Source organism: Leucobacter sp. 1207-22, from assembly GCF_052850455.1.
Map to the genome: position 1 here is coordinate 59202 of NZ_VXCR01000004.1, position 16862 is coordinate 76063.

12 protein-coding genes are annotated in these 16862 nt (G+C 59.8%); 7 read left to right on the plus strand and 5 right to left on the minus strand.

Annotation, left to right across the window (positions count from 1 at the left end; translation table 11 throughout):
• Positions 1–24 precede the first annotated feature (24 nt).
• Positions 25–1362 (plus strand): phosphotransferase, encoded by a 1338-nt coding sequence (locus FW756_RS08420; protein ID WP_446429722.1) that lies wholly within the window; start codon positions 25–27, stop codon positions 1360–1362.
• Here the strand turns inward: FW756_RS08420 and FW756_RS08425 are convergent.
• Positions 1331–4747 (minus strand): ATP-dependent DNA helicase, encoded by a 3417-nt coding sequence (locus tag FW756_RS08425; protein WP_446429723.1) that lies wholly within the window; start codon positions 4745–4747, stop codon positions 1331–1333. The genes FW756_RS08420 and FW756_RS08425 overlap by 32 nt on opposite strands.
• Positions 4744–7965, minus strand: coding sequence for a PD-(D/E)XK nuclease family protein (locus FW756_RS08430; RefSeq protein ID WP_446429724.1), 3222 nt, complete (start codon positions 7963–7965; stop codon positions 4744–4746). The genes FW756_RS08425 and FW756_RS08430 overlap by 4 nt, the downstream gene beginning before the upstream one ends.
• Positions 7966–8116: 151 nt before the next feature.
• Here FW756_RS08430 and FW756_RS08435 point away from each other — a divergent pair, with 151 nt between their 5' ends.
• Positions 8117–8332 carry a DUF3107 domain-containing protein gene (locus tag FW756_RS08435; RefSeq protein ID WP_446429725.1) on the plus strand — a complete coding sequence of 72 codons (216 nt, stop codon included), beginning with the start codon at positions 8117–8119 and terminating at the stop codon, positions 8330–8332.
• A gap of 32 nt (positions 8333–8364) precedes the next feature.
• Here the strand turns inward: FW756_RS08435 and FW756_RS08440 are convergent, their stop codons facing one another.
• The gene (locus FW756_RS08440) at positions 8365–9555 is read right to left on the minus strand and encodes a methyltransferase domain-containing protein (protein ID WP_446429726.1); all 1191 of its coding nucleotides are present in this window, start codon (positions 9553–9555) and stop codon (positions 8365–8367) included.
• Positions 9555–10274: a ferritin-like fold-containing protein gene (locus FW756_RS08445; protein WP_446429727.1), complete on the minus strand. Its 720-nt coding sequence runs from the start codon at positions 10272–10274 to the stop codon at positions 9555–9557. Before FW756_RS08445 ends, FW756_RS08440 begins: the two co-directional genes overlap by 1 nt.
• 140 nt (positions 10275–10414) lie before the next feature.
• Between FW756_RS08445 and FW756_RS08450 the strand changes: the two genes are divergently transcribed.
• Complete coding sequence (locus tag FW756_RS08450) at positions 10415–11932, plus strand: DEAD/DEAH box helicase (protein WP_446429728.1); 1518 nt, start codon at positions 10415–10417, stop codon at positions 11930–11932.
• Between the two features lie 68 nt (positions 11933–12000).
• Here FW756_RS08450 and FW756_RS08455 read toward each other — a convergent pair whose 3' ends face one another.
• Positions 12001–12477 (minus strand): Lrp/AsnC family transcriptional regulator, encoded by a 477-nt coding sequence (locus tag FW756_RS08455; RefSeq protein WP_446429729.1) that lies wholly within the window; start codon positions 12475–12477, stop codon positions 12001–12003.
• Between the two features lie 155 nt (positions 12478–12632).
• On the opposite strand from FW756_RS08455, the gene hisC reads away from it, so the two are divergent.
• The 4 genes from hisC (at position 12633) to FW756_RS08475 (ending at position 16655) form a co-directional block, all read left to right on the plus strand.
• Entirely contained in the window at positions 12633–13706 is a 1074-nt protein-coding gene (hisC, locus tag FW756_RS08460; RefSeq protein WP_446429730.1) for a histidinol-phosphate transaminase, read from the plus strand.
• Positions 13707–13879: 173 nt separating this feature from the next.
• The gene (locus FW756_RS08465; RefSeq protein ID WP_446429731.1) at positions 13880–14893 is read left to right on the plus strand and encodes an ABC transporter substrate-binding protein; all 1014 of its coding nucleotides are present in this window, start codon (positions 13880–13882) and stop codon (positions 14891–14893) included.
• A gap of 4 nt (positions 14894–14897) precedes the next feature.
• Positions 14898–15857, plus strand: a complete 960-nt coding sequence (locus tag FW756_RS08470) for an ABC transporter permease (protein ID WP_446430030.1) — start codon at positions 14898–14900, stop codon at positions 15855–15857.
• A gap of 6 nt (positions 15858–15863) precedes the next feature.
• The gene (locus tag FW756_RS08475) at positions 15864–16655 is read left to right on the plus strand and encodes an ABC transporter ATP-binding protein (protein WP_446429732.1); all 792 of its coding nucleotides are present in this window, start codon (positions 15864–15866) and stop codon (positions 16653–16655) included.
• The last annotated feature ends 207 nt before the right edge of the window (positions 16656–16862 follow it).

Below are 16862 nucleotides of genomic sequence, written 5' to 3' on the forward strand. Positions count from 1 at the left end.
GCCTGGGTTGCTTACCCTAAGGTCATGTCCAGCACCCCTCTCACCCTAGCCGCGCTCGCGACCTCCGCGGTACCGGATCTCGAGCCGCTTGCGGTGCGTCCCTACAATCCTGCAGGGCAGGACTTCCGTTCAGCGGTGCTCACGACTGCTAGCGAGGAGCTGCTCGTCAGCGTGCCGAAGAACCATGCGGCTGAAGTTTCGCAGGCTGCAAGTTTACTCGCGTTCTCTGCGTTGACCGAGGGCGCACGCGCACAATTGCCGTTCGCTGTCCCAGAAGGACGTGGAATGACTCGTTCTGGAGACACACGCGCGGTCGTCTCAACCTTCCTCATTGGCGGGCGGATCGATCCGGCAACGCTCGCAGCTGATTCACTCCTCGTTGATCCAATCGCAGCAGGTATCGCTGCGATTCATGCGCTCCCGCGTTCCGTGGTGCAGCAGGGTGGCCTTCCCGTCCGCACAGCAAATGACCTCCGGCTACTCGCCACGCGAATTATCGATCGCGCCGATGCAACCCGGTTCTTGCCGAACACCGTGCACCGCCGCTGGCTTGAAGTGATCGAGAATGCCGAGCTATGGGATTTCTCGCCGGTAGTGACGCACGGTTCGCTGAACGCTGAGGCGTTGCTGGTCGAAGACGATGAGATTCTCGGTGTGCTCGGCTGGTCGGAGTGTGGAGTTGGCGACCCCGCTGCCGACCTGGCATGGCTGCATGGCGCTTCGAACGGCGCGTTCGCCGCCGTACTTGATGCGTACCTCGGCCTCGTTGACACAGGAAATGCGGATGCGCTGACTGCTCGCAGCCGTCTCTACCACGAACTCGAAATCGCGAAGTGGCTGCTGCACGGTGTCGAGAATCATGACCGAGAGGTCGTTGACGACGCTGTACGGATGCTTGACCGATTCGTCGACGCCTTGACGTTACTCGCACCTGCAACCGTGGTTCGCGGTCCACTCAACGCAGACGAAGCCCTCGATCTCCTCGGCCAGACCCCTGAAGTCACCGATCACATGTCAGACACCGCGGCATACGAGGCGCTCGATGAGGACCGGATGTTCGGCAACGATACTGATTTCATTGAGCCAATCAGTGCGGCAAACCCTGGTGATGCCGTTGGCACGCGCAACACAAGCAGCACTTCTGGCACTACTGCGGCCTCAAGGGAGGAAACTGCCGGTGCGGCTGTGTCAGACGTTGAGTCTTCTGACGACCAGGTAACTGAGGCGTACGGTGATGATGACCTGGCACAGTCACCGCAGCAGCACTCTGCTGGGACTGATGACGAGCACGCCGATTTCGAGACCGATGTTCTTTCAGACGACGTCCTCCCTACTCGTGATCAGCAGCCTGAGGGTCGCTAACGTGCTCGGCTGCCGCTAGCCAAATCTCTTCAAGCTCCGCGAGGGTACGGATCTCATCCCCTCTGAGCTCGATACCTTCGGCGACGTAGAACAGCGAGACATCGATCCGGCCTGGATCGACACCAGCCCACTGCGCGTAGGCGTGCCGGTACAGGTCGAGTTGGAAGAACCGAGTCTCACGTTCCTTCGGCGATTGGGGCGATCGACCCGCTTTCCAGTCGACTACCTCGAAGCGTGGTTCGGTTTCACCATCGCGCGGCGGAAGCGCGTAGACGGCATCGAGCTTGCAGATAAGCGTGCGCCCTGCGAAGGGCAAAGCAACCTGCTGTTCGACGGAAAGTGGTTGCAGGTTCGCCCAGCGCGAGGCTTCAAACGTATCGATGAGTGGCTGCAGCTCAGACTCATCGATGTACGACTCCGTTGCCTCCTCCAATTCGAGATCAAGTTCGAGGTCAAACAGGGCAACGCCTGTGCCGAGCGGGGTGGTTGTACGACGCTCAACCCACTCGTGGAATCGGTTGCCAATTCGGGTGCGGCGGAATGGCCGCTGCGGAACAGGTCGAAGCCGGTTGCGCTCAGCCGTGTCAGGGTCTTCCACGAATTCATGGAAAGTCGACGCGGTAATACGACTCGGAAGTGTGTGCACCACCGTTGTGTCGCTACTCTGAGCCGCCCGCTCTGCGAGAAGCAGCTCAACTGTGTGGTCTACATCAAGTTCCGACGGTTCCGGTGCTGCCGCAATACGCTCGGTGACCACCGCTGCAGCAGAATGCACCACATCTGTCCGCCGCCCGAGCGGATCAAGTGGCCACTGCATCGTGAGTTCTTGCGTCTCACTCGGATCCTCTTCGTGAACAGATCCCGCAGGCAACCCCTCAATGACCCCTTGGTCTTGCAACTCATACAAGAAGGGTGAGGGGACACGGGCACGTGTCTGACCTCCCCAGAAGCTTCCGGTGAGCAACAACTTCTTTGCTGCTCGAGTCACTGCGACGTAACCGAGGCGACGTTCTTCTTCCGCAAAACGCTCTTTCGACTCGGCAACGTACTCAGCGATACGTTCTTTCAGCTCCTTCTGGTTGGTCGCGATCCGCCAATTCAGCATCGGACGAGCTGCGGCGTCGCCGCGCAGCTCGTCAGGCAGTTGCCCCTTTCGCAGCCATCCAACGCCGCGTCGTGGGGTACTTGGAACCTCACCCTCGACCATCCGAGGGATCGCCACGAAGTCCCACTCAAGACCTTTGGAGCCGTGAGCAGTAATGAGTTGCACGGTGCCTGGAGCCGGCGCAGCCACGTGTTCTTCAACTTCATCAGCCTCAACGGCGCGCTCGATCCACTCAAGGAGAGATGCGAGCGTCCCTCGGCTATCGATGGCCAGGTGGCCTTCCACGAGGTCGACAAATACATCGAGGTTTGCAAGTGCAGCAGCACCGCCTGCGTGTTCCCTACCCTCGTGCGCTTCAAGCTCGATGTCGAGCCGCAGCGCGCTCACCGTTGCTTGGATGAGTTCAATCACATCGCCACCGACGCGCTGACGCAAGCTGGCGAGCATCCAACCGGCTTCTCTCAGCCGTTCGACGCCGAGATCACTGATCGACTTGAGCGCGGCATGCTTTCTACCACCGCGCATCGGGTCGCGGATCGCAGCAATCTGGTCGAGCGCGTCGATGAGTGTGAAGTCCCGGTCTGGGTCAGGCAGCACGCTGTCAGCCGCAGTGTCTTCCGGCGAGAGTTCCTGTTGCGTCTCATCTCGACGACCAAACCATCGTGTGGCCTCCTTCAGACCAGCAATGTCAGCGACACCGAGTCTGAAACGAGGGCCTGCAAGCAACCGAATAAGGTCGCCACCTGCGTCCGCATACCAAACACAACGCAGCGTACTCACAACATCGGTGATTTCCGGCGTACTGAGCAGGCCACCGAGTCCGACAATGATGTTCGGCACTCCGGCGGTCGTGAGCGCTGCAGAGAACGGTGCCATGTGTCGACGGTTTCGGAACACAACGGCGGCAGTGGGCAGCTCACCTTTCTCCCGGATGTAGCGTTCCCGTTCCTCAGCCATCCAGGCGGCGAGTGCCTCCTGTTCTTCGTGCAAAGTTTCTGGGAATCGCCACTCAACCGCACCGTCTTGTGCGCCAGGTCGCGGAGCAAGCTTTGGCACTTCAATCGCTGATGCGGCTGCGAGTGGTGCGGCAATCACGTTTGCGGCTTCGAGCACGGTGACCGGGTTTCGCCAGCTCGTGGAGAGAGTCAATGTCGCAGCTGGTTGCGGTTGTCCTGTTCCGCGCGCTGCGAAATCTGCATGGAACGATTGCAGACCTTCAGCTGAGGCGCCTCGCCAGCCATAGATCGATTGGTGCGGATCGCCCACTGCCATCACCGGTACCCCTGAAAAGATGCGAGCGAGCAACCGCGTCTGTCCGACAGAGGTGTCTTGTACCTCGTCGAGCAGCACGACGCCGTAGCGACGTCGCAACACCGCGCCCGCCTCAGGTACGACTTCGAGCGTTCGAGAAGCAAGCGCAAGCTGGTCGGAGAATTCGATCAGACCGCGCCGCTGTTTTTCTTCGGAGAATGCCTCGGCAAGACGTGCAAGCAAGGGGGTGTCAGCGACATTCGCAACCGCGTCACGCACCGGAGCGTAGTTTTTTCCTTCGGGGCCACCGATGGCGTCTTTTTCGTTGTACGGCAGGTCAAGCACACGCGAGAATTCAGTAATGATCTGACGCGTCTGGGCGAAGGACGTGAGGTTGTCTGCGACGGCATGATCGATCGCCATCGTGTGCCGAATGAGTTCTGGCGTACGCATGTCAGTGGAACGCAGTTCAGGGTCAGTGCTCGCCAAAATAACCTCACGCGCGACCCGCCACGCAGTGGCCTCATCGATCACTGTTGCCCCCGGGGGGATTCCTGCGGCTGCACCAAACTCCTGCAGCACCCCCGACGCGAACGCATTGTAGGTACTCACCTCTGGCTGATCAAGGCCGTCTTCGAGAAGCACGACGAGCTCAGCTGCCCGAAGCCGTTCTGGCTCGGTCAGGAGCCCACGCTCGGCGTTGTCGACCAGACGTTCTACGAAGGTGTGCAGCCGCCCTGAGATACGCTCGCGCAACTCACCCGCGGCCTTACGCGTGAAGGTCAGGCCAAGGATTCGGTCGGGCTCAATCGCACCATTGGCGACGAGCCAGACTACTCGATTCGCCATTGTCTCGGTCTTGCCGCTGCCAGCACCAGCGATCACGAGCGCCGTTCCAGCGAGCTCGTGCTCAATCACGGTACGTTGTTCGTCCGTCGGAATGAGTGGTGTCGAACCAGGCTCGGTGAGAAGCTCTGCAATGCGATTTGCTGAGAACACTGGTGCGATCTGCATGGGGACCTCGTTCATGCGTGGCTCACCGCCTGAATAATATGAATTCTGCAATTGCCAAACTGATGAGGGTCTGTGCAGTGGTGCTCGACTCGCGCAGTAAAGCTGCCCGCCGCCATACTGTCACCAACGGCAGCGATGCGCTCGAGCAGGGCGTCTCGCGTCTCAGGCTCGAGGGGCGCTTGCACACGCTCCACGAAGCCCTTTCCTTTCGTCGCGCTCGGATGTACGTACAACAACCGTGCCCCGCCAGACATCACTTCACCGAGCTCTGCACTGCCTTCTGTGAGGCCATCGAACGCTCCGTTCTGTACGCCAAGCTGATACGCCTGCAACTGTAGATGTTGTTCTGTCGCTGGCTTTGACGGGACCGACGCACCGGTCTTCAAATCGAGCACAGTAATTTCAATGCCGTCCGGCTTGACGAGTCCCTCAAGCCGGTCAGCGTTCCCACGCAGCGTCACGTCACCAATTTGGACGTGGAACCCTGACTCGTGTCCAATGAGTTGACGGTCAGAGGCGTCAAACTCTCGCAGGTAGTCGCTGAGTCCCGCGACCATGTGCTCTGCGGTCTCAAACGTCCGCTCGGATTCCCACTCCGCATCAAACGGGAGTTTTCGCCACTCACGACGAATTTCAGCCATCAGGTCCTCTGGGTCGGCGGTGACCGCGTTCTCAAACGCATGATGCACAAGCGTTCCAAGGCTTGCTTGTACGTTGCCTGTCCCCCCGCCAAGCGCGCCAACTACCCAGTTGAGTGCGCAGCCTTCGACAGTCTCAAGCTGTGATGGGCCAACCGCAATCTCGCGTTCACCCTGGTCGTTCGTGAACAGATGAGCCTCAGTGCTCACGGGAAGCACGCCGTACCAGCTCTCTGGTGCTGCTCCCGCGACGTCGGCCCGTGCAAGCTGCACAATCGAGTCGCGAGCCGTTGTGTCAGTCGGATCAGCTGTGAGCCGTCGCCGCATCGCGGCAGTCGCCCCGCGCAGGGTCAATCGTGTGCTCGGAAGCGGATCGACCTGCCAGTCTTTTCCGAAGCCGAAAAACGCGCTTGGATGTTGATCAGTGTCGCTCACTGCGACAACGAGAAGTTCTTGTTGTGCGCGCGAACTGGCCTGGTACAGCAGCCGGAGCTCATCATGGATTGTGTCCTTCCGGCTTGGCGCTACTGCTGCCCCACCCCGGAGCCAACGCTCAAGCGCTATGGTGCCCAGAATTGACCCACGAGAGCGAGTGTTTGGCCAGGCCCCGTCTTGCAAACCAACAATTGCAACGTGTGCGAACTCGCGCCCGACCGCTCCCTGCGGAGTGGTGACCGTAACCGCGGGCCTTTCGCCACTTCGAGCGAGCGAGTCTTCGGGAACGGCACTTTCGGCAAGTTCAGAGAGCAGTGCGTGGATGGGTTGCTCGCTCACTTGCTCCTCATGGCGTTGCAAAGCGAAGAACAGCCCTAAGACTGCATCGAGCGATCGATTCGCTTCCTCTGCCCGCGCTCCCCTGCCGCGCAAAGCTTCTTCTTGCCACCCTTCAGCAAGTCGGGTCCCTTGCCAGAGCGCCCAAAGCGTCTCTCGCGGTGTGCCATCAGCCGCGACAACGGCAGCCGCAGTCTCGGCAATTTTTCCGAGACGACGAAGCGCACGACCCTGCTTACTATCGACGGCAGGAGCGACGCCCGGCACACGAAACGCTTCGAGTATGAGCTGCTCGGTTGCGACGGGCTCGCGAGCCTCAGCTCGAGCAAGGCGTCGTTCTTGCATCATCAACGACCCTCGAAGTCGGCGCACGGCGACAGGGTCGAGACCACCAATTGGGCCGCTGAGAAGATGCAGGACCTCTGACGCATCAAGCGTCGCAATTCCGAGTGCGTGTTGTAACAGACGAATCAGGTCGAGCACGATCCGATGCTCACGCAGCACGATGCCACCGGCAAGTGTTCCCGTCGGAACCTGGTGCCCTGCGAGGCCCCTGGCTACACGCGATGCCTCCGCACGTGACCGACAAATGACCGCCATCTGATCCCACTGCAGCGGAGCCTCACGGTTGAGTCCAAGTCGGTTTGCACGCATGCGGTGGGCGATCATGCCGAGCTGTTCTGACGTTGAACCTGCGCGCACGAACTCGATCCGTTCGGCAGCGAGTTCTTCTTCTGGTGTGCTGCGCAGCTTCACCGATGCTGCACGCTGTTGGCCCGCACCTGCGACGCCAATGCGAGCAGCAATGCTCTGCGAGAAGCTACGTAAGCGTGGGCCGCCTCGGTAGACATACTCGAGCGCCCACGACTGCTCGTCTTCAGCCGTCACCCCTCGCCTGCGAAGTTCTCTGCTGAGGCTCGCGAGCACTGATGACCGCTCACCGTGGAAGGTCTCAGTCGTCACATCAGGATCACCGAACACCCAAATACGGCTGCCGACCGAGGCACATGCCGCGAGCAGTGCGAGCTGACCCTCACCAATTTCTTGCGCGTCATCAATCACCAGCAGGCGAGGAACTTGCACGTCGCCTGCTCGGATGATCGCCGCAGCGCTGCGGAGCAGACCACTCGCGCTGTACTCCCCCGGTCGTTCGGAACGAACACGAGACTCCACGGCTTCAACGAGGAGCAACGCTTCGACCCAGCGATCTAACAGCTGGTCTTCTGGCGCATTGGAGTGCGCCAGAGATGCCGCGGTACCCCGCAACGCAGCCAATCGGTCGAGAAGTTCTCGAACGTTCAGGTCAAAGTCGTCAATTGCTCGCCAAAACTCTCGTAGCTCAGCTCGGAATGCCGGGCTGCGAAGTACTTCGGAGGCAAGCCCGCTCACCTCACCGAGTACCTCGCTGGCGACGTCCGAGTGATCTGCCCGACTACGCATGACAGCGTCGAGTCGTTCATCAATCAATGCTGAGATCAGCTCGTCTTGTACCGTGCCGGTGAGCAAACGGGGCTCTGTCGAACCTGTACGAGCGGCCTCTGCCGCGAGCACCGAAAACGCAAACGAGGTGAGTGTGCGTACCGGTGTACCGCCGAGTGCACGCCCAGCTCGACTTTCGATCGCACTACGCAGTGCCGTAGCCGGTCGGCGACTAGATGCCACTGCCAATACGTCGTGCTCAGTCCAACCAGGCAGGTCAAGCGCACGAGCAAACAGTTCAACGACGAGTGTGCTCTTGCCGCTCCCTGGCGCACCAAGCACACGCGCATGCTTGCTGGGATCGCCAGCTAGGACTGCACGCTGTGCGCCATCAAATTCGATCATGCGTTCAGCCTAATGACGACCACAGACATTGCGCGGTGCGCTTGCGGCGAACGGCGTGAATTTCTGGGGTGCAGTGCCAGAGGTCAGGAATAGACTCGGCGGTGTACCTACTTCGTGACGTCAGGTCACAGCACTTATGAGGAGGCTCCCTGTGGAGGTTCGTATCGGCATCAAGCACTCACCTCGCGAACTCGCGTTCGAGACCGAGGCAACGGCCGACGAGGTGCGCGCTGCGCTCACTCAGACGGCTGAAGGCTTTGCAACGTTCGCAGATTCGAAGGGCAAGCAGATTATCGTCGCTGCCGATTCGGTCGCATTCATCGAGTTCGGTGGCGAGTCCGGCCGCAAGGTTGGCTTCATCGGCTAACGCCTGTTGAGCGGGTTGTCTCGGGGAATCTTTTATTCCGAGGCAACTCGCTCAAGCAGCACCATAACCTCAGCATGCCCGGTATGCGGGAACATGTCGAACAGGCGTGCTTTCACGGCGCGCAATGAGGGCATTCTGGCGAGGTCCTGAGCAAGGCTCTTCGGGTTACAGCTCGAGTAGATCACAGATCGAGTAGCTGATCCCTCTAGCCAGTCCGCAAGTTCAGCGCCGATGCCACGACGTGGTGGATTGACGATCACGAGTTCTGGGGCAGACTCCGGTGAGCTCTCAAGGGCAAATGCAGTCGCGTCTCCCGCTTGAAAACGCACAGGTATGCTAGCGTCACTCGCACTCCGGGTCGCCGAGCGGATTGCAGCTTCACTGACCTCAATCCCCACGGCATCTCGCATCCCAGACTCGTCACCCGCATCTGCGCAGAAGAGCGCAAAGCCGCCGACACCGCAGTACAGGTCCCACAACGATGCGGGGTTCAGCTGCGCAGTCCACTCCGCTGCTTGCGCATAGAGCGACTGTGCCACCTTCGTGTTGGTTTGAAAGAAGCTTTGCGGCTGCAAGTGCAGAGATACCGACCCGAGATCCATCGCGAGCGACGATCCATACAACAGCTCTTCGTGCTCACCTTCAAGCACGGCTTTGTGCTCAGGCAAAAGGTTTACCGAGATCACCGTGGCCTGCGGTAGTTGCTCACGGAGTTCTGGCATGAGCGCGCGGATCCGATCGAGGGCACCACTTGATCGAACTACGAAACGAACCATCAGGTCACCCGAGGGTGCTTCTGTCAGGTGCGCATACTTCAGCTCGCCCTTGCGGTTCGGAACCGAGTACGGGGCAAGCTTCGTGCTGTTCAGGAATTCTGCAATACGTGGAATCGCACGCTGTAGGCCAGGCTGGTGGATCAGACAGTCCGTGAGATCGATGCCGCGACCATTCGCTTCACGGCTGAGATCCAAAATGCCGAGCGTGACTGCGCCCACCTCACCGCCGACAGCGAGTTTCGCGCGATTACGAAACTCAGTGACGCCGCCAGCGACAGGTGGTAGCCATGCTTCCGCTGCCGGGCCATGTGTCCCGAGCATTGCCTGGCAGGCGTGATCTTTGTCGCGCAATTGCACGGCATACGGCGTTTCTATGAGTGCACACGAGCGGCACAGATCCGCGACAAAATACCGGCACTCTGGAGTCTGTGCGTCGACCGTCACCATTACGCGGTGAGGCCGAGGCCGTCCATGCGGCGAATGTGGTCAGCGATGAGCTCAGTGAACACGGGCTCGACGGCGTCGGCGTCAAACTCACGATTTGCGCTTCGTGAGAGAACGGCGCGCGCCATCAGCAGCGTGTCGCCTACGAGGCGACGGCCCCACACGGCGAGCCAGCTACCGAGCTTTGGGTCAGCTTCAAGCTCAGCCTGCAACAGCCGCTTCAGTTCATCACGCGCTGAGTGATCGCTCAACGTTGCGATGGCTTCACGGCTGAAGGGATCTTTGATGCCACCGGCGAGTTCTGCAAAGAAGTCGTCAAACAGGCCGCCAACGAGGTAGATGGAGAGCACGTGCTGATGCCAGTCAGCTGCATCAATACGTGTGATGTAGTCCTCGATCATCGACGAGTACGGTTCCATCACGACGTGTGGCGAACGGCCGCGGCGGCGAATCTCCGCGGTAAACCGCTGATGCTTCTGCAATGTGGCGCCAGCTACCCCAGCAAGCACTTCCTTCGCCTGCAGCGTAGGAGCACCCGAGACACCGCGCGTTGCGGCCTCGTACATTTCGAGCTGCAGATAGGCCGTCAGCCCGAGAAATTCAAGTACCTCGGGCGCAAATGCGGCGACTTCAACCTTCTCAGCGCCGACAGACTCGTCACGAGAACGCACTTTGCGCGATGACGTCTGCTTTTTACCGATGCCGCGAATCCAGTTGAACACGATAAATAGCCTACCTCGGGTTGGCGCAGGCTCTGGAATAGAATATGGATGAACTATTCATCGCCTTCGCTCACGGAAGCGGGGGCCGCTGCGCCGGAAGTATGCATGCGCAGCACCGCACACTTCGGAGGTCACTCACTGTGACAACGTTCCTTGAACTTGGAATCGATCAGGACATGGTTGATGCGCTGGCACAGGAAGGCATCGTTGATGCGTTCCCGATCCAGGAGCAGACGATTCCCCTCGCCATTACCGGCCAGGACATCATCGGCCAGGCAAAGACTGGTACGGGCAAGACATTCGGTTTCGGCCTGCCACTGTTGCAGCGCATTGGCGAAAACCCTGAGTCCGGTGTCCAAGCGCTCGTCGTCGTTCCCACCCGTGAGCTCGCGGTACAGGTATATGAAGACCTCGAGCTTGCAGCCCGTGGCCGCGCTGCAACGGTGGTTCCGATTTATGGCGGAAAGGCCTACGAAGGCCAGATTGAACAGCTGAAGGCCGGCGCTCAGATCGTCGTTGGCACTCCCGGCCGCCTCCTCGACCTTTCCAACCAGCGCCTGCTCGATCTCTCGAGCGTGCGCGAGATGGTCCTCGATGAGGCCGACAAGATGCTCGACCTCGGCTTCCTTGCTGACATCGAAAAGCTCTTCTCAAAGACACCGGCGAAGCGCCACACCATGCTGTTCTCGGCGACGATGCCAGGCACCATCGTCACACTTGCGCGTCGATTCATGTCGAACCCCGTGCACATTCGCGCAACAGACCCAGATGAGGGCGCGGCACAGGCAAATATCGAGCACGTCATCTACCGCGCACACGCCCTGGACAAGGACGAGGTCATCGGCCGTATCCTCCAGGCAGAGGGCCGCGGGAAAACCGTCATCTTCATGCGCACCAAGCGCGCAGCAGCAAAGCTACAGGAAGAGCTCAACGATCGTGGCTTCAACGCGGCTTCGGTGCACGGTGACCTCAACCAGGATCAGCGTGAGCGCGCAATGGCGAGCTTTAAGTCTGGCAAGAAAGACATTCTGATTGCTACCGACGTTGCAGCTCGTGGCATCGATGTTGACGACGTCACCCACGTCATCAACCACACCGTCCCTGATGACGAAAAGACCTACCTGCACCGCGTCGGTCGTACCGGCCGTGCTGGCCGCGAAGGCATCGCTGTTACCTTCGTTGACTGGGATGACCTGCACAAGTGGGCGCTCATCAACAAGGCACTTGACTTCGGTGTTCCCGAGCCTGTTGAGACCTACTCGTCGTCACCGCATCTCTTCTCGGATCTCAACATTCCTGAGGGGTCAAAGGGCCGCCTGAAGGCAACTCCCGTCAAGGAGACAGCTCCACGCAACGGCTCACGTCGCGCTTCAGGCGACCGCGAGAAGAAGGACGGCCAGCGTGAAGGCGGCGATCGCCGCACACGTACCCGCACTCGCAGCTCCAACCCCCGCGGTGAGGGCCGTCACGAGTCGCACGCGCAGAGCAAGCCTGCTAGCTCAGACAGCGCAGAGAAGGTCGCTGGCGCTCCCGAGAATGGCGAGGGAGAGTCAGCTCCGCGCCGTCGCCGTCGCCGCCGCCGTGGCGGATCAAGCACTGGTGCAGGCGCTGAGGCGACTCCTGCATCGCAGAGCGAGGCACCTGCGCAAGACGCGTAGGCGTCACACATCACGCGGGCCGAGCGGATTCTTTGGAATCTGCACGGCCCGCGTTGGTGTTTCTTCCCCTATGCGGGTGTGATGAGCGCGGCCTTCACCAGCGGAAGCGTGCGGCCCATGAAGTGGGTTCCGAGCACAAGCTGTGAGGAAACTCGAATCACACCAGGCGCTGTCGCAACGAGGTCCAATACCCGTTGCAGGTCGTGAGTGGATCGCGCAACGATCGCAGCAAAGAGATCCGCGTCGCCTGTCGCTGTGTGGAGTTCAAGCAACTCAGGAATCGCTTCAAGACCCACCGACACGCGATCATGGCCGATCCGCTGATCAATCTGCACCGAGCAGAAACAGCGGATCGGAAACCCGAGTGCGACCGGGTCAATATGCGGTGCCATTGATTTGATGACGCCGGTCTTCCGAAGCCGGTCAAGCCGCCCCTGCGCAGTCGCGCGCGCGATACCGAGTCTGCGGGCGCATTCGACCACCGATATGCCAGCTTCTTCGCTGATCAATGTGATGAGTCGGGCATCAAGCACGTCAATTGCCATGTGGCCTCCTTGCCTAGACAGTTTGCCCACCATATCGCAAGCAGTACCTACCTGTCAGTACAGATTGCACCCTGAAAAATGAACTGATTGACGTCTGAATTCTCACGTCTCTAGAGTTGCGGCCGAACCACTCAACACGAGAAAGTGAGCCCCGAATGACTCTTCATTTCCGTCCCGGCCTCGAACGGGTTGCGGCATACCGCGCAGGTAAACCCGCGCCGGTCTCAGCAACAGGTCAGAGCTACAAACTCTCTTCGAACGAAAACCCGTATCCACCCCTCGAGTCCGTGCAGCAACGAGTTGCAGCGTGTTTGCCAGACGCGATCTATCGCTATCCAAGCATTGCTGCGCAGCCTGTCGTAGACGCGTTGGCCGCGCGCTTTGCAGTCTCGCCAGACAGCATCGCGCTAGGTGCAGGGTCAGTCGAGGTTGCTGGGCAGATCATCCATGCGCTCACCGCGCCCGGCGATGAGGTGATGTTTGCGTGGCGCTCATTTGAGGCATACCCGATCCTCACACGTGTCGCGGGAGCTGTGCCCGTTGAGGTTCCACTTGACGCAGACGCGCGTCATGATCTGCCTCGCATGGCGGCGGCAGTCACTGATCGCACTCGCGTGATCTTTGTGTGCAATCCAAACAATCCCACGGGAACCGTGATCACGCAGCGCGAGCTTGATGATTTCCTCACGGCGATTCCCGACAATATCTTGGTGGTGATTGACGAGGCCTATGTGCATTTTGATACTGCCGCAGACTCGCCGAGCGGCATCGAGGAGTTTCGGAAACACCAGAATGTCGCGGTGTTACACACATTCTCGAAAGCATATGGACTTGCTGGCCTCCGCATTGGCTACGCAATCGCACCCCCTGAGGTTGCAGAGGCGCTGCGCAAGGTTTCCGTTCCCTTCGCCGTGACCGCACTCGCGCAGGAAGCGGCAGTCGCATCGCTCGAAGCAGAGACAGAACTTGATGCGCGGATCTCCGACATCATCGCTTCACGACAGCATCTGGCCGATGCGCTGCTTGCACTGGGGTACCCAGTCATCTCCTCACAGGCGAACTTTGTCTGGCTCCCGGTGGGACCAGAGAGTGACCGAATTAATGGTGCGCTCGAAGCCAACGGCATCTCAGCACGCTGTTTCGCTGGTGAAGGTGTGCGCATTTCAATCGGCAGTGCAACTGAGAACGCAGCCGTCATCGAGGCACTTTCCGCTATACAACCTGTATAGCTCTGACGCGTTTTGAACCGGCTAATCGCTACACCTGTCTAGGAAACAAAGAACATGTTTACTCCGTAGCAACGGCTCGTTACGCTCAACCACCAGGGACGGCGTTGTCCCAGTACTTCGAGTACGAGCGCCGTGTCGACCCATTCTGACCATCCACAGCAATTGAGGACATCATGGCCATTCACAAGCTCCGCGGCAGGACTCTCGCCGCAGCAGGCGTAGCCCTTTCCGCAGCTCTTCTCCTGGGTGCTTGCTCGTCGAACGCTGGCAACGACGCCGGCGCTGGCGACAGCAAGTCATACAAAATCGGCATCAGCCAGTTCGTTCAGCACCCTGCCCTTGATTCAGCGAGTGCTGGTTTCAAGCAAGCCTTCATCGATGCAGGCTTTGTCGAGGGTGAAACGGTGACTTTTGACGAGCAGAACGCGAACGGTGAGGTGCCAACGGCGACCACCATTTCGCAGACGTTCGCAACCAGCAATCTCGACCTCGCAATTGCGATCGCAACACCGTCAGCGCAAGCACTCTTGCAAAACAACACTGATATCCCCCTCCTTTTCGCTGCGGTCACCGACCCTGTCGAGACTGGTCTCGTCGCAAGCAACGAGAAGCCAGGCGGAAACATGACGGGCGTGAGCGACATGAACCCCGTCGCCGATCAGCTTGACCTCATTACTGAGATCAAGCCAGACGCGAAGCGCATCGGTATCGTCTGCGGTTCTGGCGAGGCCAACTCTGAGGTACAGGTCGCAATTGCAAAGGAAGCGGCGAAGGAGCGCGGCCTTGAGATCGTAGCCACCTCGATCACGAACGCTTCAGAACTCAAGCAAGCAGTTGAAGCGCTCAGCGACATCGATGCGATCTACACGCCGAGTGACAACCTCGTTGCTTCGGGTCTCGGATCACTCATTTCAGTCGCAGAAGATCGCGGCATTCTGGTCGTCGGTGCAGACTCCACTCATGTCGAAGGTGGCGCTGTGGCAACCCTCGGAATCGACTACGAGAAGCTCGGCTATCAGGCTGGCGAGATGGCGCTCCGCATCCTCGAGGACGGCGAAGATCCCGCGACAATGCCGGTCGAGTCGCAGAAGGAACTCTCACTCGTCGTGAACCCAGAGGCCGCAAAGCGCCAGGGCGTTGAAATTCCAGCGTCGCTCCTTGAGCGCGCAGACACCGTCATCGAGTAATCCTGTGATCGGTGCACTTGAGATTGGGCTCCTGTACGGAGTCATGGCGCTCGGCGTCTACCTGACGTTCCGAGTGCTGAACTTCCCTGACCTCACGGTTGACGGTAGTTTCACCACGGGTGGCGCAGTAGCCGCTTCGATGATTGTGGCTGGCCAGAGCCCGCTGCTTGCGACTCTCGCAGGCGCAGCAGCGGGCGTGGTCGCGGGTATCATCACAGGCCTCCTCCACACGAAGGGGCGGATCGATGGCTTGCTCGCCGGAATCCTGACGATGATCGCCCTGTGGTCGATCAACCTTCGGATTATGGGGAAGGCAAACCTGCCGCTCCTCCGCGAGGAAACCATCATGTCCCCACTCCGTGACAACGGTTGGATCGGAAAGACCTGGATCGCAATGATCATCTTCATTGTGGCGGTCTTCCTCATCAAGCTCGCGCTCGATTGGTTCTTGTCGACAGACCTTGGCCTCGCGATTCAAGCGACGGGCAATAACGAACAGATGATCCGCAGCTTCGGTGTGAGCACCGATCGGATGAAGATCCTGACGCTCGCAATTTCTAACGGATTTGTTGCCCTTGCTGGGGCGATCATTGCGCAGTACCAGGGCTTCGCCGATATCAGCATGGGCATCGGCATCATCCTCATCGGACTCGCTTCGGTGATTCTTGGACAGGCGGTCCTTGGTCAGCGGAACATCTTCATGGCAAGCCTTGCGGTCATCGTCGGTTCGGTGCTGTACCGCCTGATCATTTTCATCGCGCTGTCTGCAGGCCTCAACCCCAACGATATGCGTGCAGTCACGGCGGTGCTCGTTGTGCTTGCGCTGCTGCTCCCACGCTGGGGCTTCCTGAAGAAGATTCCTGCGTTCAACAGCCGCGGCAATGGCAGGCCGAGGGATCCCGCTCCTGAACCGGTTATCTCGGCAACGACCGGCGTCAAAGTGCCCATTGCAGGAGGGAAGTAAGCACACATGCTCCACATTGATCAGATCTCGAAAACCTTCTTCCCCGGAACGATCAATGAGCGCAAAGCGCTCGTAGACGTCAGCCTTCGATTGAGCCAGGGCGATTTCGTCACGGTGATCGGCTCGAATGGTGCAGGCAAGTCCACGCTGCTTAATGCTGTTGCTGGTCGCTACCTGATCGACTCCGGTTCGCTCACCATCGACGGCCAGCAGGTTTCGAAGCTCAAGGAGTACCAGCGTGCGAAGTACGTTGGTCGTGTCTTCCAAGACCCGATGGCTGGTACTGCCCCCGATCTCACGATCGAACAGAACTTGTCGCTCGCTCTCAAGCGCGGTCAGCCTCGTGGACTCGGAGCTGGCCGCACGAAAGCGCGACGTGAGCGGTTCGTCGAAGAGCTGAAGTCCCTTGAGCTTGGCCTTGAGAACCGTCTCACGGCCAAGGTGGGCCTGCTCTCTGGTGGCCAGCGTCAGGCGCTTTCCCTCCTCATGGCGGGTTTCACACAGCCCCGCATTTTGCTCCTCGATGAGCACACCGCAGCGCTGGACCCGCAGCGTGCCGCACTGGTGACGAACCTCACTGAGCGGATCGTCTCAGCGGATCGACTCACCACGCTCATGGTGACGCACAACATGGAGCAGGCGCTCCAGCTCGGCAACCGACTCATCATGATGCATGAAGGCCGAATCGTGTTCCAAGCATCGGAAGAGGAGAAGAAGCATCTGACGGTGCCTCAGCTCCTCGCTGAGTTCGCCAAGATCAAGGGGGCGAGCTTCGACGACCGCGCATTGCTCGCGTAGTTTCGGCTGCGACCGAAGTGGCGGCGGGAGCGGCTACTGCCGCCGCCACTGTGGCGCCACCGAAACCGCGCACGACTCAACCCCGCGAAGGTTTTTGCCCTCGCGGGGTTGTTTGCGTCATTGCGCATGACGTACCAAATGCAAACTGTGTAGGCGTCCACGTCTCAGCCGTCGCCGACACACAGCTTCATCGTGTCCCACAGGTGG

Coding starts and splice junctions, on each gene's coding strand:
- FW756_RS08440 (WP_446429726.1), bottom strand. CDS start 9,555: ATGGTGACGGTCGACGCACAGACTCCAGAGTGCCGGTATTTTGTCGCG.
- FW756_RS08475 (WP_446429732.1), top strand. CDS start 15,864: ATGCTCCACATTGATCAGATCTCGAAAACCTTCTTCCCCGGAACGATC.
- FW756_RS08465 (WP_446429731.1), top strand. CDS start 13,880: ATGGCCATTCACAAGCTCCGCGGCAGGACTCTCGCCGCAGCAGGCGTA.
- FW756_RS08455 (WP_446429729.1), bottom strand. CDS start 12,477: ATGGCAATTGACGTGCTTGATGCCCGACTCATCACATTGATCAGCGAA.
- FW756_RS08430 (WP_446429724.1), bottom strand. CDS start 7,965: ATGATCGAATTTGATGGCGCACAGCGTGCAGTCCTAGCTGGCGATCCC.
- hisC (WP_446429730.1), top strand. CDS start 12,633: ATGACTCTTCATTTCCGTCCCGGCCTCGAACGGGTTGCGGCATACCGC.
- FW756_RS08425 (WP_446429723.1), bottom strand. CDS start 4,747: ATGAACGAGGTCCCCATGCAGATCGCACCAGTGTTCTCAGCAAATCGC.
- FW756_RS08420 (WP_446429722.1), top strand. CDS start 25: ATGTCCAGCACCCCTCTCACCCTAGCCGCGCTCGCGACCTCCGCGGTA.